Annotated in this window: 20 protein-coding genes; 1 reads left to right on the top strand and 19 read right to left on the bottom strand. The window is 73.1% G+C overall.

The annotated features are described in order from the left end of the window. Window positions 1-26: 26 nt before the first annotated feature. From ACZ38L_RS10665 to ACZ38L_RS10575, 19 genes are all read right to left on the bottom strand, one after another. Window positions 27-926: a hypothetical protein gene (locus ACZ38L_RS10665; RefSeq protein WP_465691328.1), complete on the bottom strand. Its 900-nt coding sequence runs from the start codon at window positions 924-926 to the stop codon at window positions 27-29. A gap of 27 nt (window positions 927-953) precedes the next feature. Then, window positions 954-1658 carry a 4'-phosphopantetheinyl transferase family protein gene (locus tag ACZ38L_RS10660; RefSeq protein ID WP_465691326.1) on the bottom strand — a complete coding sequence of 235 codons (705 nt, stop codon included), beginning with the start codon at window positions 1656-1658 and terminating at the stop codon, window positions 954-956. After that, window positions 1655-2719, bottom strand: coding sequence for a C45 family autoproteolytic acyltransferase/hydolase (locus ACZ38L_RS10655; protein WP_465691324.1), 1065 nt, complete (start codon window positions 2717-2719; stop codon window positions 1655-1657). Before ACZ38L_RS10655 ends, ACZ38L_RS10660 begins: the two co-directional genes overlap by 4 nt. Continuing rightward, window positions 2716-3330, bottom strand: coding sequence for a GNAT family N-acetyltransferase (locus ACZ38L_RS10650; protein WP_465691322.1), 615 nt, complete (start codon window positions 3328-3330; stop codon window positions 2716-2718). Before ACZ38L_RS10650 ends, ACZ38L_RS10655 begins: the two co-directional genes overlap by 4 nt. A gap of 2 nt (window positions 3331-3332) precedes the next feature. Then, window positions 3333-3599, bottom strand: a complete 267-nt coding sequence (locus ACZ38L_RS10645; RefSeq protein WP_396555841.1) for a phosphopantetheine-binding protein — start codon at window positions 3597-3599, stop codon at window positions 3333-3335. After that, window positions 3589-5103 (bottom strand): AMP-binding protein, encoded by a 1515-nt coding sequence (locus ACZ38L_RS10640; protein ID WP_465691320.1) that lies wholly within the window; start codon window positions 5101-5103, stop codon window positions 3589-3591. Before ACZ38L_RS10640 ends, ACZ38L_RS10645 begins: the two co-directional genes overlap by 11 nt. Then, window positions 5100-8462 (bottom strand): non-ribosomal peptide synthetase, encoded by a 3363-nt coding sequence (locus tag ACZ38L_RS10635; RefSeq protein WP_465691319.1) that lies wholly within the window; start codon window positions 8460-8462, stop codon window positions 5100-5102. The genes ACZ38L_RS10640 and ACZ38L_RS10635 overlap by 4 nt, the downstream gene beginning before the upstream one ends. Next, the gene (locus tag ACZ38L_RS10630; protein WP_465691316.1) at window positions 8459-10720 is read right to left on the bottom strand and encodes a class I tRNA ligase family protein; all 2262 of its coding nucleotides are present in this window, start codon (window positions 10718-10720) and stop codon (window positions 8459-8461) included. The genes ACZ38L_RS10635 and ACZ38L_RS10630 overlap by 4 nt, the downstream gene beginning before the upstream one ends. After that, a complete protein-coding gene (locus ACZ38L_RS10625) occupies window positions 10707-11774 on the bottom strand; it encodes an NAD(P)/FAD-dependent oxidoreductase (RefSeq protein ID WP_465691314.1) in 1068 nt (355 codons plus the stop codon). The genes ACZ38L_RS10630 and ACZ38L_RS10625 overlap by 14 nt, the downstream gene beginning before the upstream one ends. A 5-nt stretch (window positions 11775-11779) precedes the next feature. Beyond that, entirely contained in the window at window positions 11780-13099 is a 1320-nt protein-coding gene (locus tag ACZ38L_RS10620; RefSeq protein ID WP_465691312.1) for a lysine N(6)-hydroxylase/L-ornithine N(5)-oxygenase family protein, read from the bottom strand. Between the two features lie 98 nt (window positions 13100-13197). Next, complete coding sequence (locus ACZ38L_RS10615) at window positions 13198-14364, bottom strand: saccharopine dehydrogenase family protein (protein ID WP_465691310.1); 1167 nt, start codon at window positions 14362-14364, stop codon at window positions 13198-13200. Next, on the bottom strand, window positions 14357-15421 hold the full coding sequence (locus ACZ38L_RS10610) for a saccharopine dehydrogenase (protein WP_465691308.1): 1065 nt from the start codon (window positions 15419-15421) through the stop codon (window positions 14357-14359). The genes ACZ38L_RS10615 and ACZ38L_RS10610 overlap by 8 nt, the downstream gene beginning before the upstream one ends. 52 nt (window positions 15422-15473) lie before the next feature. Next, window positions 15474-16601 carry a cytochrome P450 gene (locus tag ACZ38L_RS10605; RefSeq protein ID WP_465691306.1) on the bottom strand — a complete coding sequence of 376 codons (1128 nt, stop codon included), beginning with the start codon at window positions 16599-16601 and terminating at the stop codon, window positions 15474-15476. A gap of 46 nt (window positions 16602-16647) precedes the next feature. Further along, the gene (locus tag ACZ38L_RS10600; protein WP_465691304.1) at window positions 16648-17898 is read right to left on the bottom strand and encodes an acyl-CoA dehydrogenase family protein; all 1251 of its coding nucleotides are present in this window, start codon (window positions 17896-17898) and stop codon (window positions 16648-16650) included. Next, on the bottom strand, window positions 17898-20075 hold the full coding sequence (locus tag ACZ38L_RS10595) for an iron-containing redox enzyme family protein (RefSeq protein WP_465691302.1): 2178 nt from the start codon (window positions 20073-20075) through the stop codon (window positions 17898-17900). The genes ACZ38L_RS10600 and ACZ38L_RS10595 overlap by 1 nt, the downstream gene beginning before the upstream one ends. A 27-nt stretch (window positions 20076-20102) precedes the next feature. Continuing rightward, on the bottom strand, window positions 20103-21044 hold the full coding sequence (locus tag ACZ38L_RS10590; RefSeq protein WP_465691300.1) for a 3-oxoacyl-ACP synthase: 942 nt from the start codon (window positions 21042-21044) through the stop codon (window positions 20103-20105). Then, entirely contained in the window at window positions 21041-21886 is an 846-nt protein-coding gene (locus ACZ38L_RS10585) for an isocitrate lyase/PEP mutase family protein (RefSeq protein WP_465691298.1), read from the bottom strand. The genes ACZ38L_RS10590 and ACZ38L_RS10585 overlap by 4 nt, the downstream gene beginning before the upstream one ends. Window positions 21887-21934: 48 nt before the next feature. Continuing rightward, entirely contained in the window at window positions 21935-22720 is a 786-nt protein-coding gene (locus ACZ38L_RS10580) for a thioesterase II family protein (protein WP_465691296.1), read from the bottom strand. A gap of 60 nt (window positions 22721-22780) precedes the next feature. After that, window positions 22781-22996 (bottom strand): hypothetical protein, encoded by a 216-nt coding sequence (locus tag ACZ38L_RS10575; protein ID WP_465691294.1) that lies wholly within the window; start codon window positions 22994-22996, stop codon window positions 22781-22783. A 312-nt stretch (window positions 22997-23308) separates the two neighbouring features. Here ACZ38L_RS10575 and ACZ38L_RS10570 point away from each other — a divergent pair. Then, a partial coding sequence (locus tag ACZ38L_RS10570) for a hypothetical protein (protein ID WP_465691292.1) occupies window positions 23309-23507 on the top strand: 199 nt, incomplete at its 3' end.

Here is a 23507-nt window from a genome sequence, read left to right as displayed (position 1 = left end):
TCTCCAGGATCAGCGGTTGGGGGCGGTCAGCCGCCGAGGAGTACCGGCGGCGGGGTCGGGAGGTCGGTCAGCGGCCGGTCCGGCTGCTCGGCGACCGCCGTGAGGACGGCGGTCCAGGCCGCCAGCAGTGCCGACAGCTCCTCCGCCGTCGCCAGGCCGGGCGACTCGACGTGCAGGCGGTGGCCGGCCGCCTCCGCGCGGACCGAGCACTGCACCCGCCCCGCCACCGGGTTCGACCAGGAGCGCAGTTGCCAGCCGGCGGGGAGCGCGGGTGGTGCCGTGCGGTCGAGGACGACCTCCGGCGTGCGGGCCGCCGGGTGGCGGGCGACGGGGGCGAGCAGGGCCTCGCGGACGCTCCCGGCCGGCGCGGGGGCCTGGGACGGACGGGTGGCGGGTGGGCCGATCTCGGCCCACGCCGTCGCCGGGACACCCCAGCCGCGGAGCAGGGACCGCCAGGCGAAGGCGGCCACTTCGGCGGGCGGCAGGCCGCTGGCCTCGGCGAGCGGGCGGACCGCCGCCGGGAGCCGAGCGGATCGCGAGCGGGACGGCTCCGGGGTGACGGACGGCGGATCGGTGGAGGTCGGATCGGTGGAGGTCGGATCGGTGGAGGTCGGATCGGTGGAGGTCGGATCGGTCGGATCGGTGGCGGTCGGGGAGGCCGTCAACTCCCTCCCGGACAGCAGTCGTTCGACGGAGTCGGCGGCGTCCTGGGTGGCGGCCCGGCCGAGGCGCAGCTCGGGCCCGTCCCAGGAGTCGTGCACGAGGAGGGTGAACGGACCACCCTGCAGCAGCCAACCATCGCTGCTGGAAGTCCAGTCGGTGCCCGCGCCGAGCAGAACGCCCAGCCGGTGGCGGAGTTGTTCGGCACTCAGCCGCGGGACGATGGCGTGCAACTGGGCGCGGGCGGGACGGTGTCGTGGGATCAAGACGGAACCTCGGTCGAAGTGGTGCGGTCAGGTCGGCCAGCGCCGTAGTCGGACGCCCGGGTGGCAGCCGCGGGAGACGAAGGAGGCCATCAGCCCCCGACCGGCGGTCGGGCCCTCCAGCAGGTCGGTGCGGGCCGACCACGGTTCGGCCCCGCTGCCGGCGATGCCCAGCAGGGCCGCCCCGCCCGCGGCGGGGAAGGTGAGTGTCACGTCGGGCGCGCCGGCGGCCAGACCACGCCCGGTCGCCTTGACCGCCGCCTCCAGCAACGTCCAGGCGGAGAAGAAGAGTTCGGGACCGGCACAGTGGGCCCGGGGCGGCACCGCCGGGTAGACCGACGCGAGCACGTGCCCGGCCGAGGGGATCGCCCGGAGCCGTTCGAGGTCGACGCCGAGCGGCCCGTCCTCGGTGATCCCGAGCAGCAGCAGGTCCTCCGACCGGGACCAGCTCACCCGCACCCCGGGGTGGTCCGGCAGGTACGGCTTGCCACCCGCGGTGCGAGCCAGCCGGACCGCCGCCGGGGCCTCGCCGAGCCGGTCGGCGAGCAGGGCCCGCACGGCCAGCCGGGAGCGCAGGAAGAGCCGGGCGTCGTCCTCGTACCGGTAGCCGGCGGCCCGGCGGCGCTCGCCCTCGGTGAGGTCGCTGGCGTAGCGGGCCGGACAGAGCGGCTCGACGTCGCTCGCCAGGTCCGCCAGCCAGGCCTCCACGCCGTACGCCGGCTGAACGCCCGTCACGTCGGGCGCAGGCTGAACACCTGCGTGCTCGACCGGGACGGGTCACCGGGCCGGACGTGCAGCTCCCCCCGGTCGGGGAGCATGACCACGGCGGCGACCGTGCGTTCCCGGCGGATGTCGCCCTCGTCCGGGACGCAGATGGGCGGCTCGGACAGCAGCGCGAAGTGCTGCTCGGGGTCGGCCACCGGGCCCAGCTCGGCCAGTCCGGCCTCGACGGCCTTCAGCCGGCGGACCGAGGAGTTCCGGGCGAAGACGTTCAGCTCGTCGCCCGGGGCGAGGTCGGGGTGCAGGAAGTGGTTGGTGTGCAGGGTCTCGACGGCCTCGGTCACCCGTAGCTCGTCGCCGAGGACCTCCACCCAGACGGCCTTCTCCCGGTCGCACAGGGTCAGCGAGCGCGAGCTGGCCAGCCGCATCCCGCGCAGCGCGGCGACCGCCTGGTCCACGCTGGACGTGCTGTCCAGCAGCTCGCGGATGGCCAGGTAGGGCGGCAGACCGGGCCGCCAGTCGCCGCCCAGCACCAGGTTCAGGCCGATCGCCAGACCGTCGCTGTTCAGGCCGAGGTAGCCGAGCAGCCCGGCGAAGCTCAGCACCAGTGACCGGCGCGAGCCGCCGGTTCGGCTCACCTCCAGGACGCTGATCTGGTCGTCCAGGTCGCTGTTGAGGTCGATGGTCTGGGCGAGCACCGGGTGGCCGGCGAACGGGCCGCCGGCCCGTGCGTAGGTGGTGCAGTCGCCCGCGGTCGGCACCTTCTGGTAGCCCATGATCTCCCGGCGCAGTTGCAGCAGCCAGGCCTCCGGCTCGCTGATCCCGGCGCCCTCGGCGAGGCCGCGCACCTCCTGGGCCAGGTCCGGCGCGGCCGCCGCGACCGCCGCCTGGTAGGCGGCGATCGTCGGCAGCAGCGCGGTCATCGACAGCGGCGTCGCCAGCACCCGGTTGAGTCGGGCGAGCGAGTCGTCGATGAAGGCCCGCAGTGGTGCGGCAAGAGCCCCGCCGTGCAGCCGGCCGGCGGCGAAGGGGTCACCGGCCACGCGGACCAAGGGGATGCTCCTGCCGCCGCTCATCCGACCGGCTCCGTGCGGGCGACCTTCGGCCGGGCGGCCAACTGGCCCTTCACCTCGGGCCATTCGGCGCGCAACACGCTGTAGAAGACGGCGTCCCGACGGCGCCCGCCGGGCATCGGGTTGAAGCTGCGCAGCACACCCTCCTCACTGGCACCGATGTTCAACAGACCCTTGCGAGCCTGCTTGTTCAGCACATCCGTCTTGAACTCGACGCGCTCGGCGTCAAGTTGCTCGAAGGCGTGCTCCAACAGCAGGTACTTGGCCCAGCGGTTGACGCCCTGCCCCTGGAAGTCCAGACCGAGCCAGGACCAGCCGATCTCCAACCGGCGGTCCGCCTCGGCCATGTTGCCGAAGCTCATGCTGCCGGCCGCCCGGCCCGACCGCTTGTCGGTGATGTGGAAGACCGCCCGCCGGCCCGCCTGGTGGTCCGCCAGGGTCGCGTCGAAGAAGGCCTCGTAGTCGGCCTCGTTCTCGATCCTGCTGACGAAGTAGCGCCAGATCGTCTCGTCGAGGGCGATCGCGCGCAGCGAGGAGCGGTCCTCGGCGGTGATCGGCCGCAGCCGGACGTGCTCGTTCTCCAGGACCGCCGCCGCCTTCTCTGCCCAGCTCATGCTCAGACCGCCTTTGCCGTGGTGATGGCCTCGACGACCTCGCGCAGGGTCGTCATCCGGGCCAGGTCGTGTTCGGTGAACCGGGACAGCTCGGTGCCGGTCTCGTCGCACAGCGAGGTCAGGAACAGCACCTTGTTGAGCGAGGTCAGCCCGTAGGCGCCGGCCATGTCCGCGTCCGGGTCGATCGCGTCCGGGTCGACCGGGGTGGTGAGGACCAGGGAGAGGTTCTCCCGGGCCGCGGTCTCCGTCTCGGGGTGGTCAGTGTGCATGGATACCCTCCTGGGGGTGGTCGAGCTGGTCGGCGTAGGCGGCCCGGATCTGCGGGCGCCTGGGCTTGAACTGCGAAGTGAGCAGGCCGTTCTCGATGGTGAACGGCTCCCGGGCCACCACCACCCGGCTGATCCGCTCGTCCCGGTCGAGCGCGGCGTTGGTCCGGGCGAGCTGCTCGGCGATCGCCGCCTCGTCGGCGGGCAGGGTGGCGGGTGAGACGACGGCGACGAGGTCGGTCTGCGCGGGGCAGAACAGCACGCACTCCTCGATCGCCGGACCGGACTTCAGGCGTTCCTCGATCGGCCGGACGACCACCTTCTTGCCGTTGTCCAGCACGATCACGTCGTCGGCCCGGCCCCGGATGAAGAGGAAACCGTCCTCGTCCAGGTAGCCGAGGTCGCCGGTGCGGACGATCCCGCCGGGCCGGAACACCCGCTCCGAGACGCCCGGGGCGGCGAACTCGTAGCGGACGTTGACCGGGTGGTCGCTACGGACGCTGACCACACCGTCCTCGTCGAACAGCACCTGCTTGCCCGGCACCACCCGACCGACGCTGCCCTCGCGGAACGCCCCGGGGTGGTTCTTGGCGACGATGCAGGTCTCGTTGAGGCCGTAGCCCTCGTAGATCGGCACTCCGGCCTCGGTGTAGAAGCGCAGCATGGCGGGGTCGGCCGGGGCCGAGCCGGTCCACAGGTAGCGGACCCGGTCGCCGAAGAACCGCTGGGCCTCCGCCCGGGTCCCGGTCCCCGCTCGACGGGCCCGGCCCTCGATGTGCCGGCGGGCGGTGTCGAAGAACGCCGGCACGCCCATCACCACGGTCGGGCGGGCCCGGCGCAGCGTGGAGAAGGCCGCCTCGTAGGTCGAGACGGTGACGTCGTGGCCGTACCGCAGCGCCGAGTAGATCCAGTACCGCTGTTGCAGCAGCGAGAGCGGGAGGAAGACGAACAGGTTGTCGTCCGGGGCGTGGTGGAACATCTGCTGCACCGCGCGCAGCGAGCTCTCGATGCTGCCCGCGGTCGCGCCGAGGCCCTTGGGCTCGCCCGTGCTGCCCGAGGTGAACTTGATCGTGGTCACCTGGTCCGGGGCGTACCGCACCGGTGCCGGGGCGTCGGCCGGGTCCGCCGCGTCGGCGATCCGGCCGACCTCCGCGATCGGCACGGCGCCGGCGGCCTCGGACGGCTGGTCGGTGAAGAGCAGCTTGAGCCCGTAGCGGGCGAGCAGCGCGTCGTCCGGCACGAACTTGCCGGGCTCCAGGCCGGCGGTCACCGCGCCCAGCCGGAGCGCGGCGAGGTCGAGCAGCACCCACTCCAGCCGGTTGGCGGAGAGGATCCCGATCCGGTCGCCGGCGCCGATCCCTCTCGCGTGCAGCCCGGCGGCCAACTTCACCGAACGGGCGTGGAGTTCGGCCAGTTCCAGGGTCTCGGTGCCGTCCAGCCGGGCGAAGGAGATCCGGCCGGTGCCGGGCGGGACGGTCAGCACGTGGTCCAGCACGGAGTCCGTCATCGGGAGGCCTCCCCGGTGGTCGAAGCGGCGGCCGTCGCGCCGGCCGGGGGCGCCTGGACGGCGCTGATGTGGGCGGCCATCAGCCGGACGGTCTCCAGCTCGGGGAGCCGGTCCAGCGGGATGCCCACCCCGAACCGCTTGCGCACCGCGGTCAGGATCCGGGCGGCGCTGATCGAGTCACCGCCGAGCGCGTAGAGGTTGTCGTGCGGCCCGACCGTGGCGCCGCGCAGCACCTCCGACCAGATCCCGCTGAGCACCAGCTCGGTCTCGGTGGCCGGCCCGTCGTCCACCGGCGCGGGCGCGGCCGGCTCCTGGTCGGCGGCGGGCGCCTGGTCGACCAGCGCGCTCCGGTCCACCTTGCCGTTCCTGGTCAGCGGCAGCTCGTCGTGCCAGACCACGACGGACGGGATCATGTAGTCGGGCAGTTCGGCCCGCAGCTCCTGGCGCAGCGCCGCCACGTCCGGTCGGTCGGCCCCGGCCGGGACCAGGTGGGCGACCAGCCGGTCGCCCCGGGCGCCGGTCCGCCGGACCACCACGGCCTGCCGGACGGCGTCCCGGGCGGCCAGCCGGGTCTCGACCTCGCCGGCCTCGATCCGGTAGCCGTTCACCTTGATCTGGAAGTCGCTGCGGCCGAGGATGGCGATCTCGCCGCTGGGCAGGTAGCGGCCGAGGTCGCCGGTCCGGTAGAGCCGCTCGCCGCGCCGCTGGTCGGTGTAGAACCGCTCCGCGGTGCGCTGCTCGTCCCGCCAGTAGCCGCGGGCCAGGCCGGTGCCGGCCGCGACGATCTCGCCGGTGACCCAGTCGGGCGCGTCCTGGCCGTGCTGGTCGAGCACGTAGGCTCGGTTGTTGCTGTTCGGCCGGCCGTACGGGATGCTCTCGCTGCCGTCCTCCTCCTCGCCCACCGGGTGCAGGATGTTCCAGATGGTGGTCTCGGTGGGACCGCCGAGCGAGACCACCTCCAGGCCCGGCCGGAGCCGGCGCAGCGCGGCCGGCAGGGCCGGCGGCAACCGGTCGCCGCTCATCATCACCAACCGCAGCGCGGGCGGCGCGGCCTGCTCGGCGACGGCCTGGTCGTGCATCAGCGCGACGATGGCGGGCACCGAGTTCCACACCGTCACCCCGGCGCTCTCGCACAGCCGCAGCCAGTGGGCCGGATCCACCGCCTTGTCGCGATCCGGCATCACCAGGGCCGCGCCCGCGGTGAGGGCGCCGAAGACGTCCCAGACCGACAGGTCGAAGTTGAACGCGCTGATCGCGAAGAACCGGTCGGCGGGGTTGATGCCGAAGCGGCTGCGACAGTCGGCGACCACGTTGGCCACGTTGCGGTGGGTCACCATCACGCCCTTGGGCGTACCGGTCGTCCCGGAGGTGTAGAGCACGTAGAGCAGGTCGTCCGGGTTCGCGCCGGGCAGCACCGCCAGCGGCGCCGGCTCGCCGACCGGCGGCTCGTCCCATGCGTCCAGGGCCAGTACGTCCCATCCGTCCTCCTGCCAGGCCGCGTTGGTGAGCACGCAGCGCACCCGGCCGTCGGTCAGCAGGTACCGCTGCCGCTCGGCCGGCAGCCCGGCGTCGACCGGCAGGTAGGCCGCGCCCGCCAGCACGGTGGCCATGATCCCGATGAGCTGCTCCGGCCCGCGGCTCATCACCAGGCCGACCAGCTCGTCCCGCCCGACCCCGCGCTCCCGCAGCCAGCCGGCGGCCCGGGCGGCCCGCCGGTGCAGCTCGCCGTAGCTGATCGAGCCCCGCGAGGTGATCACCGCGACGGCCTCGGGCGTGCGCAGCGCCTGGGCGGTGAAGGCCTCCTGCAGCAGCTGGTCCGGCCGCTCGACCGCGGTGTCGTTGGCCACCCGACGGCGCTCGCGCTGGTCCTCGGGGAGCAGGTCGAAGGTGGTGGCGGACCAGGCGGACTCGTCGAGCAGCGTCTCCAGCAGCTGCTGGTAGCCGGCGGTGAGGGCGTCCAGCAGGCCCTCCGGGAACAGCTCGTCGATGCCGTCCAACTGGACGACCAGGCCGCCGTGTTGCTCCATCGCGAAGGCGTTCAGCCACACCTGCGGGGTCTGACTGACGGAGTACACCTCGGCACCGAAGAGCTCCAGCGCCGAGCCGTCGACCTCGTCGTGCACGTAGCCGATCGCGCTGTTGAAGGTGAACGGCATCCGGGCCTCAGCCGCGCCGCCGCGCCGCCGGCCCAGCTCGCGCAGCACCTCGATACCGGAGTGGTGCCGGTGGTCCAGGTTGCTGCGCAGCCGCGCCTGGAGCGCCTTGCCGCGCTCGCGGAACGGGAGTTCGCGGTCGATCTCGACCTCGACCAGCATGGTGTCCGAGAACGGCCCGATCGCCGCGCTCATCCGCGGGTGGATCGGCGGCCGGTTGGCGACCGTGGTGTTGAGGGTGAACCGGGAGCCCGCGCCCCAACAGGAGAGCGCCTCCCCGTAGGCGGCGAGCAGCAGGGCGGACGGGGTGAGGCCGGCGCGCTTGGCGGTCTCCTTCAGCCTGGCCCAGGCCTCGGCCGACAGCCGGACCTGGCGCTGCGTGAAGCGCGGTTCGGTGATCGCGGCCGGGCTGGTCCGCAGCGGCAGGTCCGGGTGCGGCGCGAGGTCGTCCAGCAGCCCCGCCCAGTACGTGCGGGAGCGCTCGGCGGGCGCCTTGGCGCGGGCGGAGTCCAGGGCCGCGATGTAGTCCTCGAACGGCAGCTCCCGGCAGCTCCCGGCAGGCTCGCCCCGGTACTCGTCCCACCAGGCGCGGAAGAACAGGAAGGAGCTGATGCCGTCCATCACCAGGCCGTCGTGGCTGACGTGCAGCACCATCAGGTCGTCGGTGAGGATGGTCACCTCGACGGCGACCAGCGGCGCCCGGTCGGCGGGCAGCACCCGGTGCGAGCGCTCCTCGCGGAGCGCGAGCCGGATCCGCTCCTGCTCGTCCGCCGGCTTGCCGCGCAGGTCGAGCCGGTCGAGCCGGAGGTCCACCGCGGCCTCGACCACCTGCCGGCCCTCCTCGCGGAACCGGCTGCGCAGCGGGGCGTGCCGATCGACCACGGCCAGCAGCGCGGTCTCCAGCCGGTCCAGGTCCCAGAGGCCCTCGATCTCGTGGTAGACGTGGCTGGCGACGGTGCCGATCTCGAAGATCCCGCTGCGCCCGAGCAGGTAGCCGTGCTGGAGCGGGGTGAGGGGGAAGCTGCCGGGCTCCTGTTGTGCCGCGACGCTCAGGTGGGCGACCAGCTCCGGCTTGAACTGCTTGATGCGCGAAATGAGTTGCGGGTCCATCCGGTCCCGCATGCCCTGCAGCCGGAGGTCGCCGCCACTGACCGTGATGCTCAGGCCGCTGGCTTCGATGTCGCGGAGTACGTCGAGGTGGTTCATGCCGTGGCTCCGATCACCTCGGCCACGGCGCCGGCGTCGGCGCGCTGCTCCAGCAGCGTGGCGAGGGTGCCGAGGTCGTGGTCGCCGAGCAGTTCGTCGACCAGCAGGTCGACGCCGAGCGCGTCGAGGATCTGGTACTGCAGCGAGACGGTCTGCAGTGAGCTGGCGCCGAGGTCGATCAGGGTGGCCGAGGCCGGGGCGTGCTCGATCTGCAGCGAGCTGGTGACCAGGTCGGTGAACCAGCCGAGCAGCGCGGGCTCGGCGGAGGCGGCCGGGGCGCCGAAGAACACCCGACCGGCGAGCTCGACCCGGCTGCCCGGCGCGAGCAGCTCGGGGCTGGTCGGCCAGCGGTCCGGCGCGGGCAGGCCGAGCGCGGCGGCGAGGCGGCCGGCGAACCGGGGCATCACCGGCGCGGCGCCGTGGGCGAGCAGCTTGGCGGCGGCGAGTTCGAGCGCGATCGTCGTCCGCGCCTCGTCGCGCCAGCCGGCGGCGTCGGCCAGCGTCTTCTCCTGGGCCGCGAAGCGCACGGTGTCCTGGACGATGCCGTCCAGCTCGGCGGCGGCCTGGTTGAGCGAGAAGCCGTCCTTGCCCAGGCTGCCGGTCAGCGCGGTGAGCCGGGCGCCGAGCCGGCCGAGGAAGGCGGTCTGCTCGGGGGTCCAGTTGCCGGCGTCGGGGGCGAGGCCGTCGTGGTGCTTGCGGACCCGTTCGCCGAGGTCGTTCAGCCAGGCCTGCCAGCCGTCGATCAGGGTCTCCCGGAGCACCGCCTGGTAGTCGTCCCGGCGGAAGTTGGTGCGCCGGCCCTCGGGGCGGGTGAGGGAGAGGAAGTAACGGACCGAGTCGACGGTGTCCGGGCCGAGGATCTCCTTGCCCCAGATCGCGTGCCGCCGGCTGGTGGAGAACTTGGCGCCCTCCAGCAGGTAGAACTCGTTGACGTGGTAGTCGATGTCGGCGTCCCAGCCGGGGTGCGCCAGCCGGTAGAGGGCCGGGTAGAGGATCGCGTGGTAGAAGCTGTTGTCGTAGCCGAAGAAGTGGACGATCTTCCAGTCCGGCTGCGGCTCGGCGGCCCGCCAGTCCTGGCCGAGCCGGCGGCCGAGCGCCTCGATGCCGTGCAGGAAGCCGTAGCTCATCTCCGGCCAGACCCAGATGACCTGGCCGGCGCCGGCCGCCTCGGCCGGGCCGACGCCCCAACTCGACGGGTGGGTGAGCGAGATGTCGAGCCGGGAGCGGCCGAACAGCCGCCCGGCGAGGTCGCGGAGCCGGGCGGGGACCCGGCCGGCCCGGTGGTGCGCGGCGATCTCCGCGTGGAACTCGTGCAGCGGGAGGGTGTACCGGTTGGCGGTGCCGGTGCGCGGCGGGGCGTCGGACCGGTTGGAGCGGGGCTCGACCAGGTCCACCACGGCGTTCGGTTCGCCGCACTCCTCGCAGATGTTGCCGCTGGTGCCGGAGCCGCAGGTGGGGCAGCCGCCCTTGACGTCGACCTCGTAGAGGTAGGCACCGGACTCCGCGTCGAAGAGCGCGGGAGCCTGCACGGTGTCGACCCGCCCGGAGTCGACCACCCGGGAGAAGAAGGCCCGCAGTCCGTCCGGGTAGGACGGGTCGTCGTTGGTGACGGTGTACTGGTCGAGCGGGATGTCCATCAGGTCGAGCGTCCGGGCGATCTCGGCGCTGTAGTGCGCCGCGGTCTCGGCCGGGGTGCGCCCCTCGCGGTCGGCCGCGCCGACCACGTAGCTCTGGAAGTCGTCGCTGCCGGTGAGGTGGAAGGCCCGGGTGCCGTTCATCCGCTGGTAGCGGACGAAGGCGTCGGCGCCCAGGTACGGCCCGGAGAGGTGGCCCAGGTGCAGGTCGCCGTTGGGCGTGGGCGGGGTGGAGAAGACGAAGACCGGACGGTCCGCGAAACCGGTGCGGTCGGAGCGCTGGGAGGCGCTCAGTGCCCGCTGCGCGTCACGCCAGTACTGGGTGACGAAGAGCAGGTCCGACTCGCCGGTGTTGTGCAGCACGTGGGACTCGAAGGGCTCGAACAGTGCCACCGTGCCGGGCACGGCGGGGTGGTGCTGGTCGCCGACGACGAACTCGCCCGAACCGGCCACGATCACGAAGAACTCGGTCTCGTCGTGGTGGTGCAGCTGCGAGCTGACCCCGGGGGCGACCCGCCCCCAGCCGGCGCCGGAGCCCTGGACGCCCTCGATGCCGTCGATGCTGCTCATGTCGATGCCGAACGCCTCGTGGAGCACGGCCTCGTCGTAACTACTGATGATCACGGTGACTCCCTGGCGTGGACGGAAGGTTGAGCAGGTCGGCGGCCTGCGCGGCGATGGCCGGGGCGAGCCGGTAGCCGGAGCCGTTGGCGGCGCCGGCGAAGACCAGTCGCGGGTCGGCCGGCAGGGTCCGCACCAGCGGCTCGCCGGTACCGCTGTAGGCGTCGCAGAACACCCGGCCCGAGTCGCAGTACTTGGCGAACTCAGGTGACAGTGCCCGTAGTTCGGCGAGCGCGTCGCGCAGGTCGCGATCGGACAGGCCGTGGTTGAGGGCGTCGGGATCGACGTCCCACTGCCGGCAGGTGTGACTGAACAGCCAGTACCCCTCCTCGTGCAGGGGCAGCAGGAAGGCGTCCTCCTCCTGGAACACGATCGCCCGGTCGCCGGGTTCGGGCCGCCGCTCGACGTGCAGCGCGACGATCTTCTTGACCCGGGCACCCAGCGGTGCGACCAGCTCCCGCCAGGCGGGGGCGGCCAGCCACGGGCCGGGCGCCAGCACGACCTGACGTGCCGTCATTTCCTGCTCCGGGCCGAGCTGGAGGACGATCTCCTCCGGGCCCAGCCGCAACGCGGTGACCTCGATCCCCTCGTGGACCTCGACCTGCGGCCGCAACTCCCGCAGCAGGCCGCGACTCAGACCGTGCACGTCCGCGTACTGGCCGCCCTCGACCTCCCAGACGCCGGCGCCCGCGGGCACCTCGACCAGGCCGCCGGGCAGCCCCGCGGTCTCGGTGGGCTTGGCACTGTCCAGGAAGTTCTCCCGCACCAGGCTCCCGGAACGGGCCACCACCGACATGGCCAGCCGGTGGATCGGCAGCTCGGGGCGGCGGCCGAGCAGCTCCGCGTAGTAGTCCTGGCTGTAGGAGGCCATCCGGCGCACCCGCTCGGTGGAGCCGCGTGGGAAGTGCAGACCCGCCGATCGGCGGCTGGCGCCCGCGCCGACCGCGTCGCGGTCCAGCACGGCGACCGACAGCTCGGGGGCGCGGGAGTGGATCTCCCGGGCGGTCAGACAGCCGATGATCCCCCCGCCGACGACGGCGATGTCGACCTCGGTCATCACGCTCACCCCTCCCACGGCGTGGTGGCGGCCGCCTTGGCGGACCAGTCGATGAACGACTCCAGCTGCTCCTGGTCCCGGACCCCGCGCAGCCGTTCGATGATCCGGCGGCTGCGCCAGGCGTTCAGGCTCAGGTTGGGGTCGGCCAGGCCGCGCTGCTGCTTGGCGGCGTTCTGCACGAAGATGTTCCGGTCGGCCGGGCCGTCCCAGCGGACCGCGTAGTCCTGGTCGATCCGCAGCTCGCCCCCCTCGCGCTCCAGCCGGTCGGCGATCGGCGCCAGGAAGTCGGTCGGGGCCGGCCGGTAGCCGGTCGCCCAGATGACCACGTCCGCGTCGTAGCGCTCTGCGCTCTCCGGGTGGTCGTTGTGCCGCACCCGCAGCTCCCAGCCGCCGACGGCGCCCGGGCTCACCTCGGTGACCTCCCGGTTCGGCGCCAGCGCGACCAGGTCCTGGGTGCCCTCGATGAAGCGGTGCACGTAGATCCGCTGGTAGATGTCGCGCAGGGTGGACTCCGACACGCCGTCGCTGGTGAGGGTGTGCTCCCGGTTGAACCGCTCGCGAGCCTCGGGGGCCAGGCCGTGGAAGTAGTCCGAGTGGTCGGGCATGTAGAAGTCGTTGGTGAAGGGCGAGTCGTCGATCGGGAAGTAGTTGCGCCGGCGGGAGATCCAGGTGACTCGGCGGGGCAGCTCGTGGCCCGGCCGGGAGATCAGGTCGAGGAAGGCCTCGGCACCGGACTGCCCGCCGCCGACCACCGCGACCCGCTTGCCGACCAGGCCGCGCGCCTTCTCCACGAAGTCGCTGATGTGGAACTGGGTCGGGCCGAGCAGGCCTTCGGCCAGCGCCGGCACCCAGGGCCGGGTGCCGACGCCGAGCACCAGGTTGTCGGCCGTCACCGTGCGGCGGCTGGTCCGGACCACGAACCGGTCCGCGAAGTCGACCGACCGGACCTCCTCGCCGAACACCACGTTCTCGTTCCGCCGGCTGGCCCACTCCAGGTAGTTGCGGAACTCCAGCCGTGGCACGTCCGAGAACTGGGCGTTCAGGAAGTGGTAGATCCGGCCCTGGTCGTGCAGGTAGGACAGGAAGGAGAACGGGTTGGTCGGCTCGGTCAGACTGACCAGGTCCTTGAAGAGCGACACCTGCAGCGTCGCCCCTGGTATCTGCTGTCCGTCGTGCCAGCCGAAGCTCGCCCTTCGGTCGAGGAAGAGGTTCGACACCTCGGGATGACCGTGCAGCAGTGAGGCCAGGCTGAGGTTGGCCGGGCCGGCGCCCACGCCCACGCAGGTGAAGTGGGCGGGTTCGAACTGGGTGGATTGCTGGGACATGTCGGCCTCTCTTACTCGGGTGGCGATTCGGGAGAACCGGGGCGTGCGGGAAGGGTGGGGCGTCGGGCGGGCCCGGGCGGCGGTCAGGCCGGATCGACTCAGGCCGTCTCGCGGAACCGGAAGCCGATCCCGCGCTCGGCCAGGAAGGCCAGCCAGCGCTCGGCCTCCTCGGGCGTCTCGGCCGCCCGGTGCAGCCCGGCCGGGAGCTCGCCGGACAGGATCCGGGTGATCCCGTAGGCGAGCGGCAGCGAGACGCAACGGGCCATCGCGCTCTCGGTCTCGCTCCCGACCAGGTCGAGCAGGTACTCACCGGACCAGCTCCGGCCGCCGGTCGCCCGCAGGCTCAGGGCGACGGCCAGCACCACCCGGTCCCGGTCGGTGTCGGTCATCGGGTAGCGGGCCGCGAGGTCCCGGGCCAGCGCGCCGATCCGCGCGTCGTCCCCGCCGGTGAGCGTGGCGAACACCGGCTCCCAGGCCGCCCGCCAGCCCTCCAGCCGGAGCGTGCCGCGGACGAAGGTCGCCAGCCGCCAGCCGGACGGCAGGCCGTACTGGGCGACGAACGGGAGGCTGTCCCGGTTCGGGTACACCTCGAACGGCTCGCCGTCCAGCAGGTGGGTGCTGGTCGCCTCCCACGGGCGCTCGGCGGTCCGCTCCGCGCCCTCACCGATGTACCGGGCCGGCGATCGCAGCGCGGAGAGCACCCCGTTCGGCGCCCAACTGAACCGGTAGCGGAAGTCGTTGGGCACCGCCGGGACGCCGCCGCAGTACGACGTGAAGTCCGCGTCGACCGCCACGCCGGGCAGCGCGGCCTGCCCGCGCGCCACCAGCAGATGGGCCATCAGGTGGTCGATGCCCGGGTCCAGTCCCGCCTCGGTCAGCACCACGGACCCGCTCGCGGCGGCGTCCCCGGCAGCTGTCCGGAGCTCCGCGGAGACGTAGCTGGAGCAGGCGAAGTGCGCGCCCCGGCGGACGCACAGCTCGACCAGCTCCGGGTGCCGCGTGGCGGGCAACATCGAGACCAGCACGTCCCCGGGGGCCAGCTCGGCGGCCAGCGCGTCGAGGTCGAGGGCGCGCACGGCGGCCCGGCCCAGGAGGCCGAGTTCGGCCAGCCGCCGCTCCGCGCGCTCCTCGGTGCGGCCCCAGAGCACCACCTTCGCGGCCTGCTCGCAGACCAGCCGCAGGCCGCTGGTGCCGGTGGACAGACCGGTGCCGACCCAGTGGACCGTTCCGCTGGCGGTGGATATCGCGGCTGTCGCATCAGACATGGTGAACCTCCAGGTCGTTCGCGCGGCAGGCGGCGACGAAGTCGTCCGCGCAGCGCCGCCAGGGCGAGGCCGGGTCGTCGTCGCCGAGCAGCGGCAACTGCGGCGACAGCTCGGCGGAGAAGGCGCGGCTGGCCTCGGCGGGCAGCAGCGAGGGCAGGTTGTCGATCGCGATCAGGTCGAGCGGCTTGGCCTCGCGCAGCCGCCGGACCGGCTGCCGCCAGTCGGTGACCGTGTCGTACACCGGCAGCACGTTGAGGTCCGAGGTCACGTCGCAGGTGACGTCGGAGATCACGGAGAGCCGGCGGCGCGGATCGTCCAGGTCGGCGGGGCGCAGGAAGGGCGGGATCGGCCGGGTGGCCAGCACGGTGTTCAGCAGGACGTCGTGGTCGAGCAGCGCCGCCCGGTCGAGCTGTCGGGTCTCGGCGACGTCCCACTCGGTCGGGGTCAGCCCGGCGGTTCGAAGCGCGTCGACCGCGCCCCGGCCGCAGCGGCCGAGCGCCCCGATCACCAGCGCGGCGGGCGGCTCCGCGACGTGCGGCTCGCGCAGCGCCGCGTCCAACTCGGCCTTGCCGAGCGGTTCCAGCGGGGTCCGCAGTCGGCCCCTGCCGTGCAGCACGGCGAGCGCCGCGCCGACGTACCCGGCCCAGTAGCCGAAGGCCGCGAGCCGGCGGCCGGCGGCGTCGGCCAGGTACTCCAGGTCGAGCAGCGTGCCGCCGCCCGCCACGAACCTGCCGAGCAGCTCACCGGCGCCGTCCTGGCCCTTGTAGACGTGCCCGAAGAAGATGTGACGATGGATCAGTTCCTCGGGCCCGTCGGGGAGTTCCTTCAGGCCGAGGATGTGGGTGTCGGCCGGGGCGGCGGTCCAGGAGCCGGCCGGCGCGGTGGCGCAGCCGGCCGCGACGTACTCGTCGAGCGGGTAGACCCGCTGCGGGGATTCCTCGACGGTGATCTGGACGCCGTGTTCGACCAGCCGTCGGGCGTCGTCGGGCACGATCGGGGCACGGCGCTCGGTCGAGCGCACCTCGTGCCGGATCCACAGCCGTGGCATGTTCGCCATCGGGTCGTTCCTTCCTGCGTGTGTCGCGTGGTGGGTCGGGTGGCGGGCGGGTTCAGAGCACCGGGATGCGGGCGTTGGCCAGCGGCCGGTACGCCACCTCGGCGGGCAGGTCCGACGACGGGTCGAAACCGCCGGCCAGCAGTTCGCCCAGCACACCGGCGGTGATGGCCACCGCCAGGTTCTCGCCGGGGCAGCGGTGCGCGGCGGCACCGAAGGTGAAGACCGCCGGCGTCGGGCGGCCCGGCCGGAACGCGTGCGGATCGGCGTTGACCGCGGGGTCGCGGTTGGCCGCCGCCAGCAGCAGCAGGATCGGCTGTCCCGGTTCGACCAGGGCCTCCCCGTGCTTGAACGGCTCGGCCGCGAACCGCCGGGTGTTCTGGATCGGCGCGTCGTGCCGGACCACCTCGCGGACCACGTCCGCCAGCTGGTCGGCCGAGCGCGGCAACGCGGCGTCGCGCAGCGCCAGCAGGCTGTTGCCGATCAGGCCGGCGGTGGCGTCGTAGGTCTGCGAGAGGAACCCCACGGCGTTCGCCAGCAGCGGCCCGGTCTCGGCCCAGTCGTGCCGGCCGGCCGCGCCTACCAGCGCCCCGAGCAGCCCGGTGGGCTCCTGCGCCAGCCGAGGCCCGAGCAGCAGCCGCAGCCGCTCGGCGGCCACGGCCGCCGCCCGCTGCTGCTCCGGGGTCGCCGAGGCCGGGATGCACTGGACGAAGTCGCCGATCAGCCGGGCCGCCTCCGCGTCGGCGCCCTCGTCGAGCCCGCACAGCGCCGCCACCACCTGGGCGGGGACGGCGAACATCAGCTCCAGCAGCCGAGGTTCGGCCCCGGCAGCCAGTACGCGCCGGGTCCGCTCGGCGGCCAGCCCGGCCGTGTGCCCGAGGTCGGCCGTCAGCAGCGCCTCGACCACCACCCGCTTGAGCCGCCGCTGGACCGGGCCGTCGGTCATCCGGACCAGGTCGCCGAAGACCTCGCCGGCGGCGGTCCCCAGCAGACCGGTCGGCACCGGCTCGGCCGGCGGGCGCACCCGGCAGTCGGCGGACCGCAGCACGGCGGTGACGGCTCGCGCGTCACTCGCCACCCACGCCGACACCGACTCGTCGTAGGCGAAGGGCCGTTCGGAGACCAGGGTCGCGTAGTAGGGGTAGGGATCGGGGTGCCGGACGGCGTCGACCGGTGTGAGCATGAGGGTCGTTCTCCTCGGATGGTTCAGGTTCGGCGGGGCGGACGATTCAGCGAGCGCGGCGCGCGTCGAGCGCGCCGGCGATCGTCGACTGTTGAACCTCTGACGTGCCTTCGTAGACACGCAGCGATCGGATCTGCCGGTAGAGCCGCTCCGGCACGCTGCCCTGGACCAGCCCGGCGGCCCCGAACAGCTGCACGCAGCGGTCGACGATCCGCTGGGCCGCCTCGGTGGCGTGCAGCTTGGCGATGCTGGAGTGCTTGGCGAAGCCCCGGCTGCCCCGGTCGAGTTCCCAGGCCGCCCGGGCGACCAGCAGCGAGGCGGCGTTCAACTCGACCTCCATGTCGGCGAGATCGGCCTTGACGGTCGGCAGGTCGAACAGCAGGCCACCGTAGATCGAGCGCTGCCGGGCGCGGCCCTGGGCGGCGTCCGCCGCCCGGCGGGCGAAGCCGACGGCCGCCGCGCCCACCGTCATCCGGAACCGCTCCAGCAGGTCCATCGCGACCACGAAGCCGCCGCCGCGCCGGCCGAGCACGCTCCCGGCGGGCAATCGACAGTCCTCGAAGGCGAGATGGGCGAACGAGCGCGGGGCGATCACCTCCAGCGGCTCGCGGACCCGCAGGCCGGGGGTGTCCGCCGGGACCAGGAAGGCGGTCAGGCCGAGCGGCCCGGGGCCCTCGCCGGTGCGGGCGATCACCACGAACAGGTCCGCGATCGTGCCGTTGGCGATCCACGCCTTGTGCCCGTTGAGCACGTACTCGTCGCCGTCCCGCTCGGCGCGCAGGGCGAGCGCGGCGACGTCCGAGCCGGCCTGCTCCTCGGAGACCGCGAAGGCCCCGGCCAGCGTGCCGCTCGCCATCGCGGGCAGGAAGCGCCGCCGCTGCTCCTCGGTGCCGTGGCGCAGGATCGGCGTGGCCGCCAGCGCCTGGATGGAGAAGGCGAAGTCGGCCAGGTCCTCGGTGTAGGCGAGGGCCTCCCGGGCCAGGCAGAGCGAGCGGAAGTCGCCGTCGGCCGGGTCGGCTCCGCCCGACTCGGGTTCTCCCGCCGCCATCTGGTCCAGGAAGGCCAGCCAGCCGGCCTCGCCGAGCACCCGCAGGATGTGCCGGCCGGCCTTGTCCGGGGTCTCCTGGCGGGCCTGCTCCCAGAACTCGGCGCGGTCCTCGCACCACTGGCCCAGGGCCAGTGCGCGGGCGCGGTGCCGGGGTTCGTAGAAGGGGAGGTCGAGGATCTCCCGGTCCAGGGGGACGGGTCCGGCCGAGGGCGCGGGCCGCGGGGCGGGCCGCACGGTGTCGTCTCCCATCAGATCACCAGGTCCGCGGGCTGCGGCCGGTCGGCCAGCGACCTGACCAGCTGGTGTTCCACGAACCAGGCGAACGAGGCGTAGCCGCGCCAGATCCGCCGCCACTCCTGCTGCACGGCCGCCTCCCCGGAGTCGCGCCGCACCCCGTCCAGGTAGCTGACGACGATGTCGGCGGACTGCCGGGCATGGCCGGCCGAGACGTTGTCGATCGACAGGTGCGCCTCCTCGTAGCCGGTGTCGAGGTTGTGCCGGCGCAGCTTCTGGATCTCGTGCAACCGCATCTCGCCGAGCCCGAACATCTCGATGCCGAGGTTGTAGCCGAGGATCTCGTTGTAGAGGCTGTCCGGGAACAGCGACAGGCAGAGCTGGTGGATCGAGAACCCGTAGAGCTCGTCCGGCAGTTCGCCCTGGTCGAGGAAGTCCGCGGAGCGGATGTGCGGCAGCAGGACGTCCATGCTGGCCAGCACCTGCCGGATCAGCGTGATGTGGTTCTTGGCGAGGTCGCCCCGGCCCATCTCGTCCGCGTAGATCGAGAAGAGCATGGCGTCGCTCTGCCGGTGGTACCGGCCGAGGTTGCCGATCCGGTGAGCCCAGGTGCCGTCGATCAGGCTGCCGAGCGCGAAGGTCTTCTGGTGGAAGATCACCTCCTCGCGGTCGGGGATCTCCTCCAGCGGCCGGTACGGCTCGACCAGCTTGTCCCAGTAGATCCGGTCGACCCGCTCGTACAACGCCGGTGCGCTGTAGTCGAAGTAGCTGGCGTCGGTGTAGCGGCCGCCGGCGCCGTGCGCGAAGAGCAGCTCGGAGCGGTCGAGTCCGGCCAGCGCCAGCTTCCGCGCCAGCGGCAGCGTGTTGGGGTACGTCTCGATGTTCACCAGGCGGTGGAAGAGCTCACGGTCGTCCCTGGGCGCCGGCTCGGCGGTCACCAGGTCCGCCGGTGCCGGACCGGCGAGCGCCGCCTGCCAGTGCGCGGCCCGCGCCTCGCCGCTGCGGTCCGGGGTGAAGTCCAGGCCGGCGGGCTCGCCCTCGGCCACCGCCGCCGCCCAGGCCTTGAAGACGGCCGCCTCACGCTCGTCGAAGATCCCGAACATCGGGCCGCCGAACTTGATGGCCCGGGTGAACGGGCAGCCGCCGGCGCGCAGCGGTCGGAGCTGGCGGGAGGCGCGGAACTCCTTGACGAAGGCCGCCGGTTCGAAGTCCGGGTCCGCCAGCAGCTCCGAGAGCAGGTGCCCGCCGATCCGGACCGCACGGTGCTGCCGGCCCGCGAAGAGCCGGTGGCGCTCGACGATCTCGGCGACCCTGGCGTCCAGTGACAGGCCGCGCCGCCACTCGGCCAGCTCGGCCAGCAGCGCCACCTGCTCGCGCTCCAGCCGGACGACCAGTCGGACCGCCCGCACCAGCCGCCGCCACTCCGGCGCACCGGACAGTTCGGCGAACTCGGCCAGCACGGAACGGAGTTCGTCCGAACTGAGGGGCGATTCGGCCGCGTCGGTCAGCAGCTCGTCGACGCCGAGCGCGTGGAAGGCGTAGTGGACGCCGACCACCTCGGGCAGGTGGCTGGCGGGCAGCCGGGAGAGCGCCAGGTAGAACGCGCCGTGCAGGGCCGTCAGCGGACGGGCCCCGGCCTTGCGCAGGAAGTCGGCCTCCTCGATCCCCGGGAGCAGGACCCCGGTGTCCTCCAGGGCCCGGCGCCGCAGGTGGTGGAGCGAACGCGGCGGCTGGCCCGCGCCCTTGAGCACGAAGTGGTGGGCGAAGAGGCGGTTCACGATGACCGCCGGCTGGGTGGCCGGCTGCGAGAGGGTGTCCAGCCAGCAACCGCCGAGCAGGGCGAGCGGCGCACGCTGGCTCAGCACCGCCTCGCGCACCTCGCCCGGCTCGGGCGCGATCCGCCCGACCGCCGCCGCGAGCTCCGCGCGGGCCGCGGCCACCTCCGCGACCAGTTGCTCGACGGGGAGCTCCTGGGCGGCGTCGTCGGCCGGGAGGAAGGCGGCGAGCACGCGACGGGCGAGGAGCAGCACCGTCTCGGACTCCTGGTCGGCCAGTAACCGTTGGAACAGCTCGGTCGGTGGCCCACCGAGCAGCTGCTCCGCCTCGGCCTGCGCGGCCTGGCCGACCTCGAACGGGCGCGGTGGCAGTGAGACGATCAGATCGGCATGGGGATGACTCTGGTACGCGTTCACGGGGCACTCCACATCGGTGGGCGGGGGTCAGCGGCCGGAGGCGGGCAGGCGGCGGAGCAGCACGGCGATCCGCGATCCCGGGACGCTCACCGCCAGGACGTAGTGCCCGCCCTCCCTCACCCGGCCGTCGGCCTCCTGGTCGACCAGGTTGATCAGCGGGTCCGCAGCGAAGCAGTGCCCGAAGCGGGTGATGTTCGCGGTGTAGAGCTGCTCGGCGATGAAGCCCGCCTGGCGCTCCTTCATGGAGACGATGGGCAGGAAGAGGTTGGCGTGCATCAGGCCGTCGATGTCGCCGACCTTCAGGCCGGCCGGCTCCAGCAGCCGGGTGTTGGCCTCGCGGGCCAGGTCGGAGCTGATCTCGTGCGACCAGTCCAGGGCGGCGGTGTCCTGTGCGCTCGCGGTGGACACGATCTCGTAGCCGTCCTCGGGCGCCGACCCGTCCGCGGCGGTGACCAGGCAGCCGGCGGCGCCGTCGCTGAAGAGCGCGAACCCCTCCATCCGCTCGGACTCGTCCTCCACCCGGTCGGTGGTGACGACCAGCACCCGCCGGTGCCGGCCGGCCGCCACCAGCGCCCGGGCGGTGTCGATGGCGGCCAGCAGGTTGGTGCAGCGGTTGAGCGTGAGGCCCAGGAAGGCGGCCCGGGCCAGGCCGATCCCGGTGGCGATCCGCTCCACGAACTGCCCGTGGGTCCGCGGACCGCCCGGGAACCGGGTCGAGCACAGCACCAGGGCGTCGACCGACGCCGGGTCCACACCGGCGGCCCGCAGGCAGGCGGTGCCGGCCTCGACGGCGAGCTCCTCCAGGCCGCGCTCGGTCCGGCGCACGGATCCCCAGCCCCACAGCGCGGCCTTGGGCACCATCCCGAGCTCCCTGGCCCGGTCCGCCAGTCCCTCGACCTCGGTGTGGTGCTGCGTCACCTCACCCAGCACGTAGTGCGGTTCCCGCAGCAGGACGCTCGTCCGGTTCATGTCGTCCTCCGCATCAGTCGGTTGGCCTCGGCGTACGGCAGCGCGTCGGCGGCGAAGCCGAAGGTGCCGTCCTGCTGGATCTCGCGCGCGGCGCGCAGCACGGTCGCCAGGGCGGCCCTCGGGAACGCCGAGCCGAGGCTGATCCGGCGCACCCCGAGGTCGCTCAACTCGGTTACCGACAGCCGCGGTCCCGCCCCGCCGGCGAGCACGTTGACCGGGCGGCCGACCGACTCGCAGACCGCGCGGATCGCCGCCGCGTCGGGCAGCCCCGGCGCGTACAGCACGTCCGCGCCCGCCTCCTCGAAGGCCTGCAGCCGGCGGATGGTGTCGTCGAGGTCCGGCCGCCCGTAGAGGAAGTTCTCGGCGCGGGCCGTCACGGTGAACGGGAAGTCCAGGCCACGGGCCGCCTCGACGGCCGCGGCGACGCGCTCGACGGCCTCCTTGAAGTCGTGCACGGGCCGGTCCGGTTCGCCGGTGGCGTCCTCGACGGAACCGCCGACCAGCCCGGCCTCGGCGGCCAGCCGGATGGTGGTGGCCACGTCGGCGGGGGTCGGACCGAAGCCGCTCTCCAGGTCCGCGGCGACCGGCAGGTGGGTGGCCCCGACGATCGCCCGGGCGTTGGCCAGCGTCTCGTCACGGTCCACCAGGTTGGCGCCGTCCGCGCGGCCGAGTGCGAAGGCCAGGCCGGCACTGGTGGTGGCCAGCGCGTGGTAGTCAAGTCCGGTCAACAGCCTGGCGGTTCCGGCATCCCAGGGGTTGGGGATGACGAACGCGCCCGGGCCGGTGTGGAGTTCACGGAAGGCGACGCCACGCCGGTACTGGTCCTCTGCGGCCAGGAGCATCGGAGGGGTCCTCTCTGTTGTGCCTACGCCGTCGAAGTGCGGCACAACCTAGATAAGTTCAACGTGCTCGGCGTGGTGCTGGGACGCGCCGGAGTCACTCCGAACGAGGTGACGCAGCAGGTCCACGGCCGGGGCCGGATCGGGGTCGAAGTAGAAGTGGCCGCCCTCGGCCCAGTGGTAGCGCGGCTTGTCCGCGCATTCCCTTTCCCAGAGCCGCAGTTCGGCTGCGCCGATGTGCGGGTCGGTCCGGCCGTTGATGAGCGAGACACCGATCGCCAGCGGCTCCGCGGGCCGGTACTCGTAGCCCGAGACCAGCCGGAAGTCCGCGCGCAGGCCGGGCAGCAGCAGCTCCTGGAGCTCCTCGTCGGCGACCACCTCGGGCGGCAGCCCGCCGAAGAAGCCCACCGCCTCGGTGAATTCGCGGCCCTCCAACCGGGCGGTGCGCACCACGCGCTCGGTGGGCAGCAGGGCGGGCGCGGAGCAACCGGAGGCGACCAGGTGGCGCAGCTCGGGCAGGTCGCACAGCCGGCGGGCGACCTCGAACGCGACGACCGCGCCGAAGCTGTGCCCGAAGAGGTAACAGGGCCGGTCCGCGACGGCGGCGATGGCCTCGGCGGCGCGGTCGGCGAGTTCGGCGACGGTCGACGGACCGGGCTCGGCCGCTCGGCGTCCCCGCCCGGGCAGGGTGACCCCGATCAGCTCGGCGTCGGGCTCGAGGAGGCGCTGCCAGCCGAGGAAGGTGCGGGCGTTGCCTCCGGCGTGCGGAAAACAGAAGATCCTGGGGTCCCGGCGGTCGCCTGCGGCCCGGGACACGAACCACGGTGAGTCCAGCATGCGGGTACTCGCTCTCTCCGACGATCTGCGATGGGGCGGTCCTGGCGCGGCGGGCGCCGATCAGGCGCCGGGAACCGTGGACTGCGGGGGCACGTTGTTCCAGCCGACGTCGCCGGCCACCTGGTGCACCTGCGAGTTCGGGGTGGTCGACGCGCCGCCGAGACCCGCGCCACCGAGGCCGTTGAGGCCGACCAGCAGGGCCGCGACCGCGAGCAGGGCGATCGGCAGCAGGCGGAAAAGGCGGGCGACGGCGGAGCTCGAGCTGTTTTGACGCATGACAATTCCCATCGTGTCGAGGAGCCGTTGGCGAGATCAGCGAGTGGGCCGAAGAAGGCGCGGAAGCGCGACACGGCGAGATCGGGAATGGCAATTCCACCGCGTTTGTTGCGTTTCCGAATACCGAATGATGCGGGCGGTGCGGCGGGTGAAGGGGTCGACTGTCGGGTACGCCGACAACCACCTCATTCAGTCGGCCCCGGCTGGTTGCCGGCGCCGCTGCCCGCAGAACCAACTCTCTGCTGCTGACATCCGAGGAGAAAGATCTAAGATGGGTCGGGTCTCCGCACTGCAAAAAGCCGAGGGATCCTCATGGGTATAGACCAGGGCAAATCGGACACGTCAGGAGAGATCGAAATGGGAAATGAGGCCGGCGGACCGGAAAATGGAGCTGATCGATCCGAATCGGAGGTGGTCGGGGCGGTCTCGCCGCCGAATTCCACGGGCGGGGTAACCCCGGATGTATTCACGCTTACCGGCGGGGCCGTCGAGGCGGCCGTCCGCGAGGCGC

This window comes from Kitasatospora sp. NPDC024654, from assembly GCF_055559155.1.
This window is presented reverse-complemented; position numbering and strand designations above follow the sequence as displayed.

What these genes read in the sequence shown, in the direction of transcription:
- ACZ38L_RS10615 (WP_465691310.1), bottom strand. Translation starts at nt 14,364, where the DNA reads ATGTCTGATGCGACAGCCGCGATATCCACCGCCAGCGGAACGGTCCAC.
- ACZ38L_RS10625 (WP_465691314.1), bottom strand. Translation starts at nt 11,774, where the DNA reads ATGACCGAGGTCGACATCGCCGTCGTCGGCGGGGGGATCATCGGCTGT.
- ACZ38L_RS10575 (WP_465691294.1), bottom strand. Translation starts at nt 22,996, where the DNA reads ATGCGTCAAAACAGCTCGAGCTCCGCCGTCGCCCGCCTTTTCCGCCTG.
- ACZ38L_RS10580 (WP_465691296.1), bottom strand. Translation starts at nt 22,720, where the DNA reads ATGCTGGACTCACCGTGGTTCGTGTCCCGGGCCGCAGGCGACCGCCGG.
- ACZ38L_RS10585 (WP_465691298.1), bottom strand. Translation starts at nt 21,886, where the DNA reads ATGCTCCTGGCCGCAGAGGACCAGTACCGGCGTGGCGTCGCCTTCCGT.
- ACZ38L_RS10655 (WP_465691324.1), bottom strand. Translation starts at nt 2,719, where the DNA reads ATGAGCGGCGGCAGGAGCATCCCCTTGGTCCGCGTGGCCGGTGACCCC.
- ACZ38L_RS10645 (WP_396555841.1), bottom strand. Translation starts at nt 3,599, where the DNA reads ATGCACACTGACCACCCCGAGACGGAGACCGCGGCCCGGGAGAACCTC.
- ACZ38L_RS10635 (WP_465691319.1), bottom strand. Translation starts at nt 8,462, where the DNA reads ATGAACCACCTCGACGTACTCCGCGACATCGAAGCCAGCGGCCTGAGC.
- ACZ38L_RS10620 (WP_465691312.1), bottom strand. Translation starts at nt 13,099, where the DNA reads ATGTCCCAGCAATCCACCCAGTTCGAACCCGCCCACTTCACCTGCGTG.
- ACZ38L_RS10590 (WP_465691300.1), bottom strand. Translation starts at nt 21,044, where the DNA reads ATGAACCGGACGAGCGTCCTGCTGCGGGAACCGCACTACGTGCTGGGT.
- ACZ38L_RS10600 (WP_465691304.1), bottom strand. Translation starts at nt 17,898, where the DNA reads ATGGGAGACGACACCGTGCGGCCCGCCCCGCGGCCCGCGCCCTCGGCC.
- ACZ38L_RS10640 (WP_465691320.1), bottom strand. Translation starts at nt 5,103, where the DNA reads ATGACGGACTCCGTGCTGGACCACGTGCTGACCGTCCCGCCCGGCACC.
- ACZ38L_RS10610 (WP_465691308.1), bottom strand. Translation starts at nt 15,421, where the DNA reads ATGGCGAACATGCCACGGCTGTGGATCCGGCACGAGGTGCGCTCGACC.
- ACZ38L_RS10650 (WP_465691322.1), bottom strand. Translation starts at nt 3,330, where the DNA reads ATGAGCTGGGCAGAGAAGGCGGCGGCGGTCCTGGAGAACGAGCACGTC.
- ACZ38L_RS10605 (WP_465691306.1), bottom strand. Translation starts at nt 16,601, where the DNA reads ATGCTCACACCGGTCGACGCCGTCCGGCACCCCGATCCCTACCCCTAC.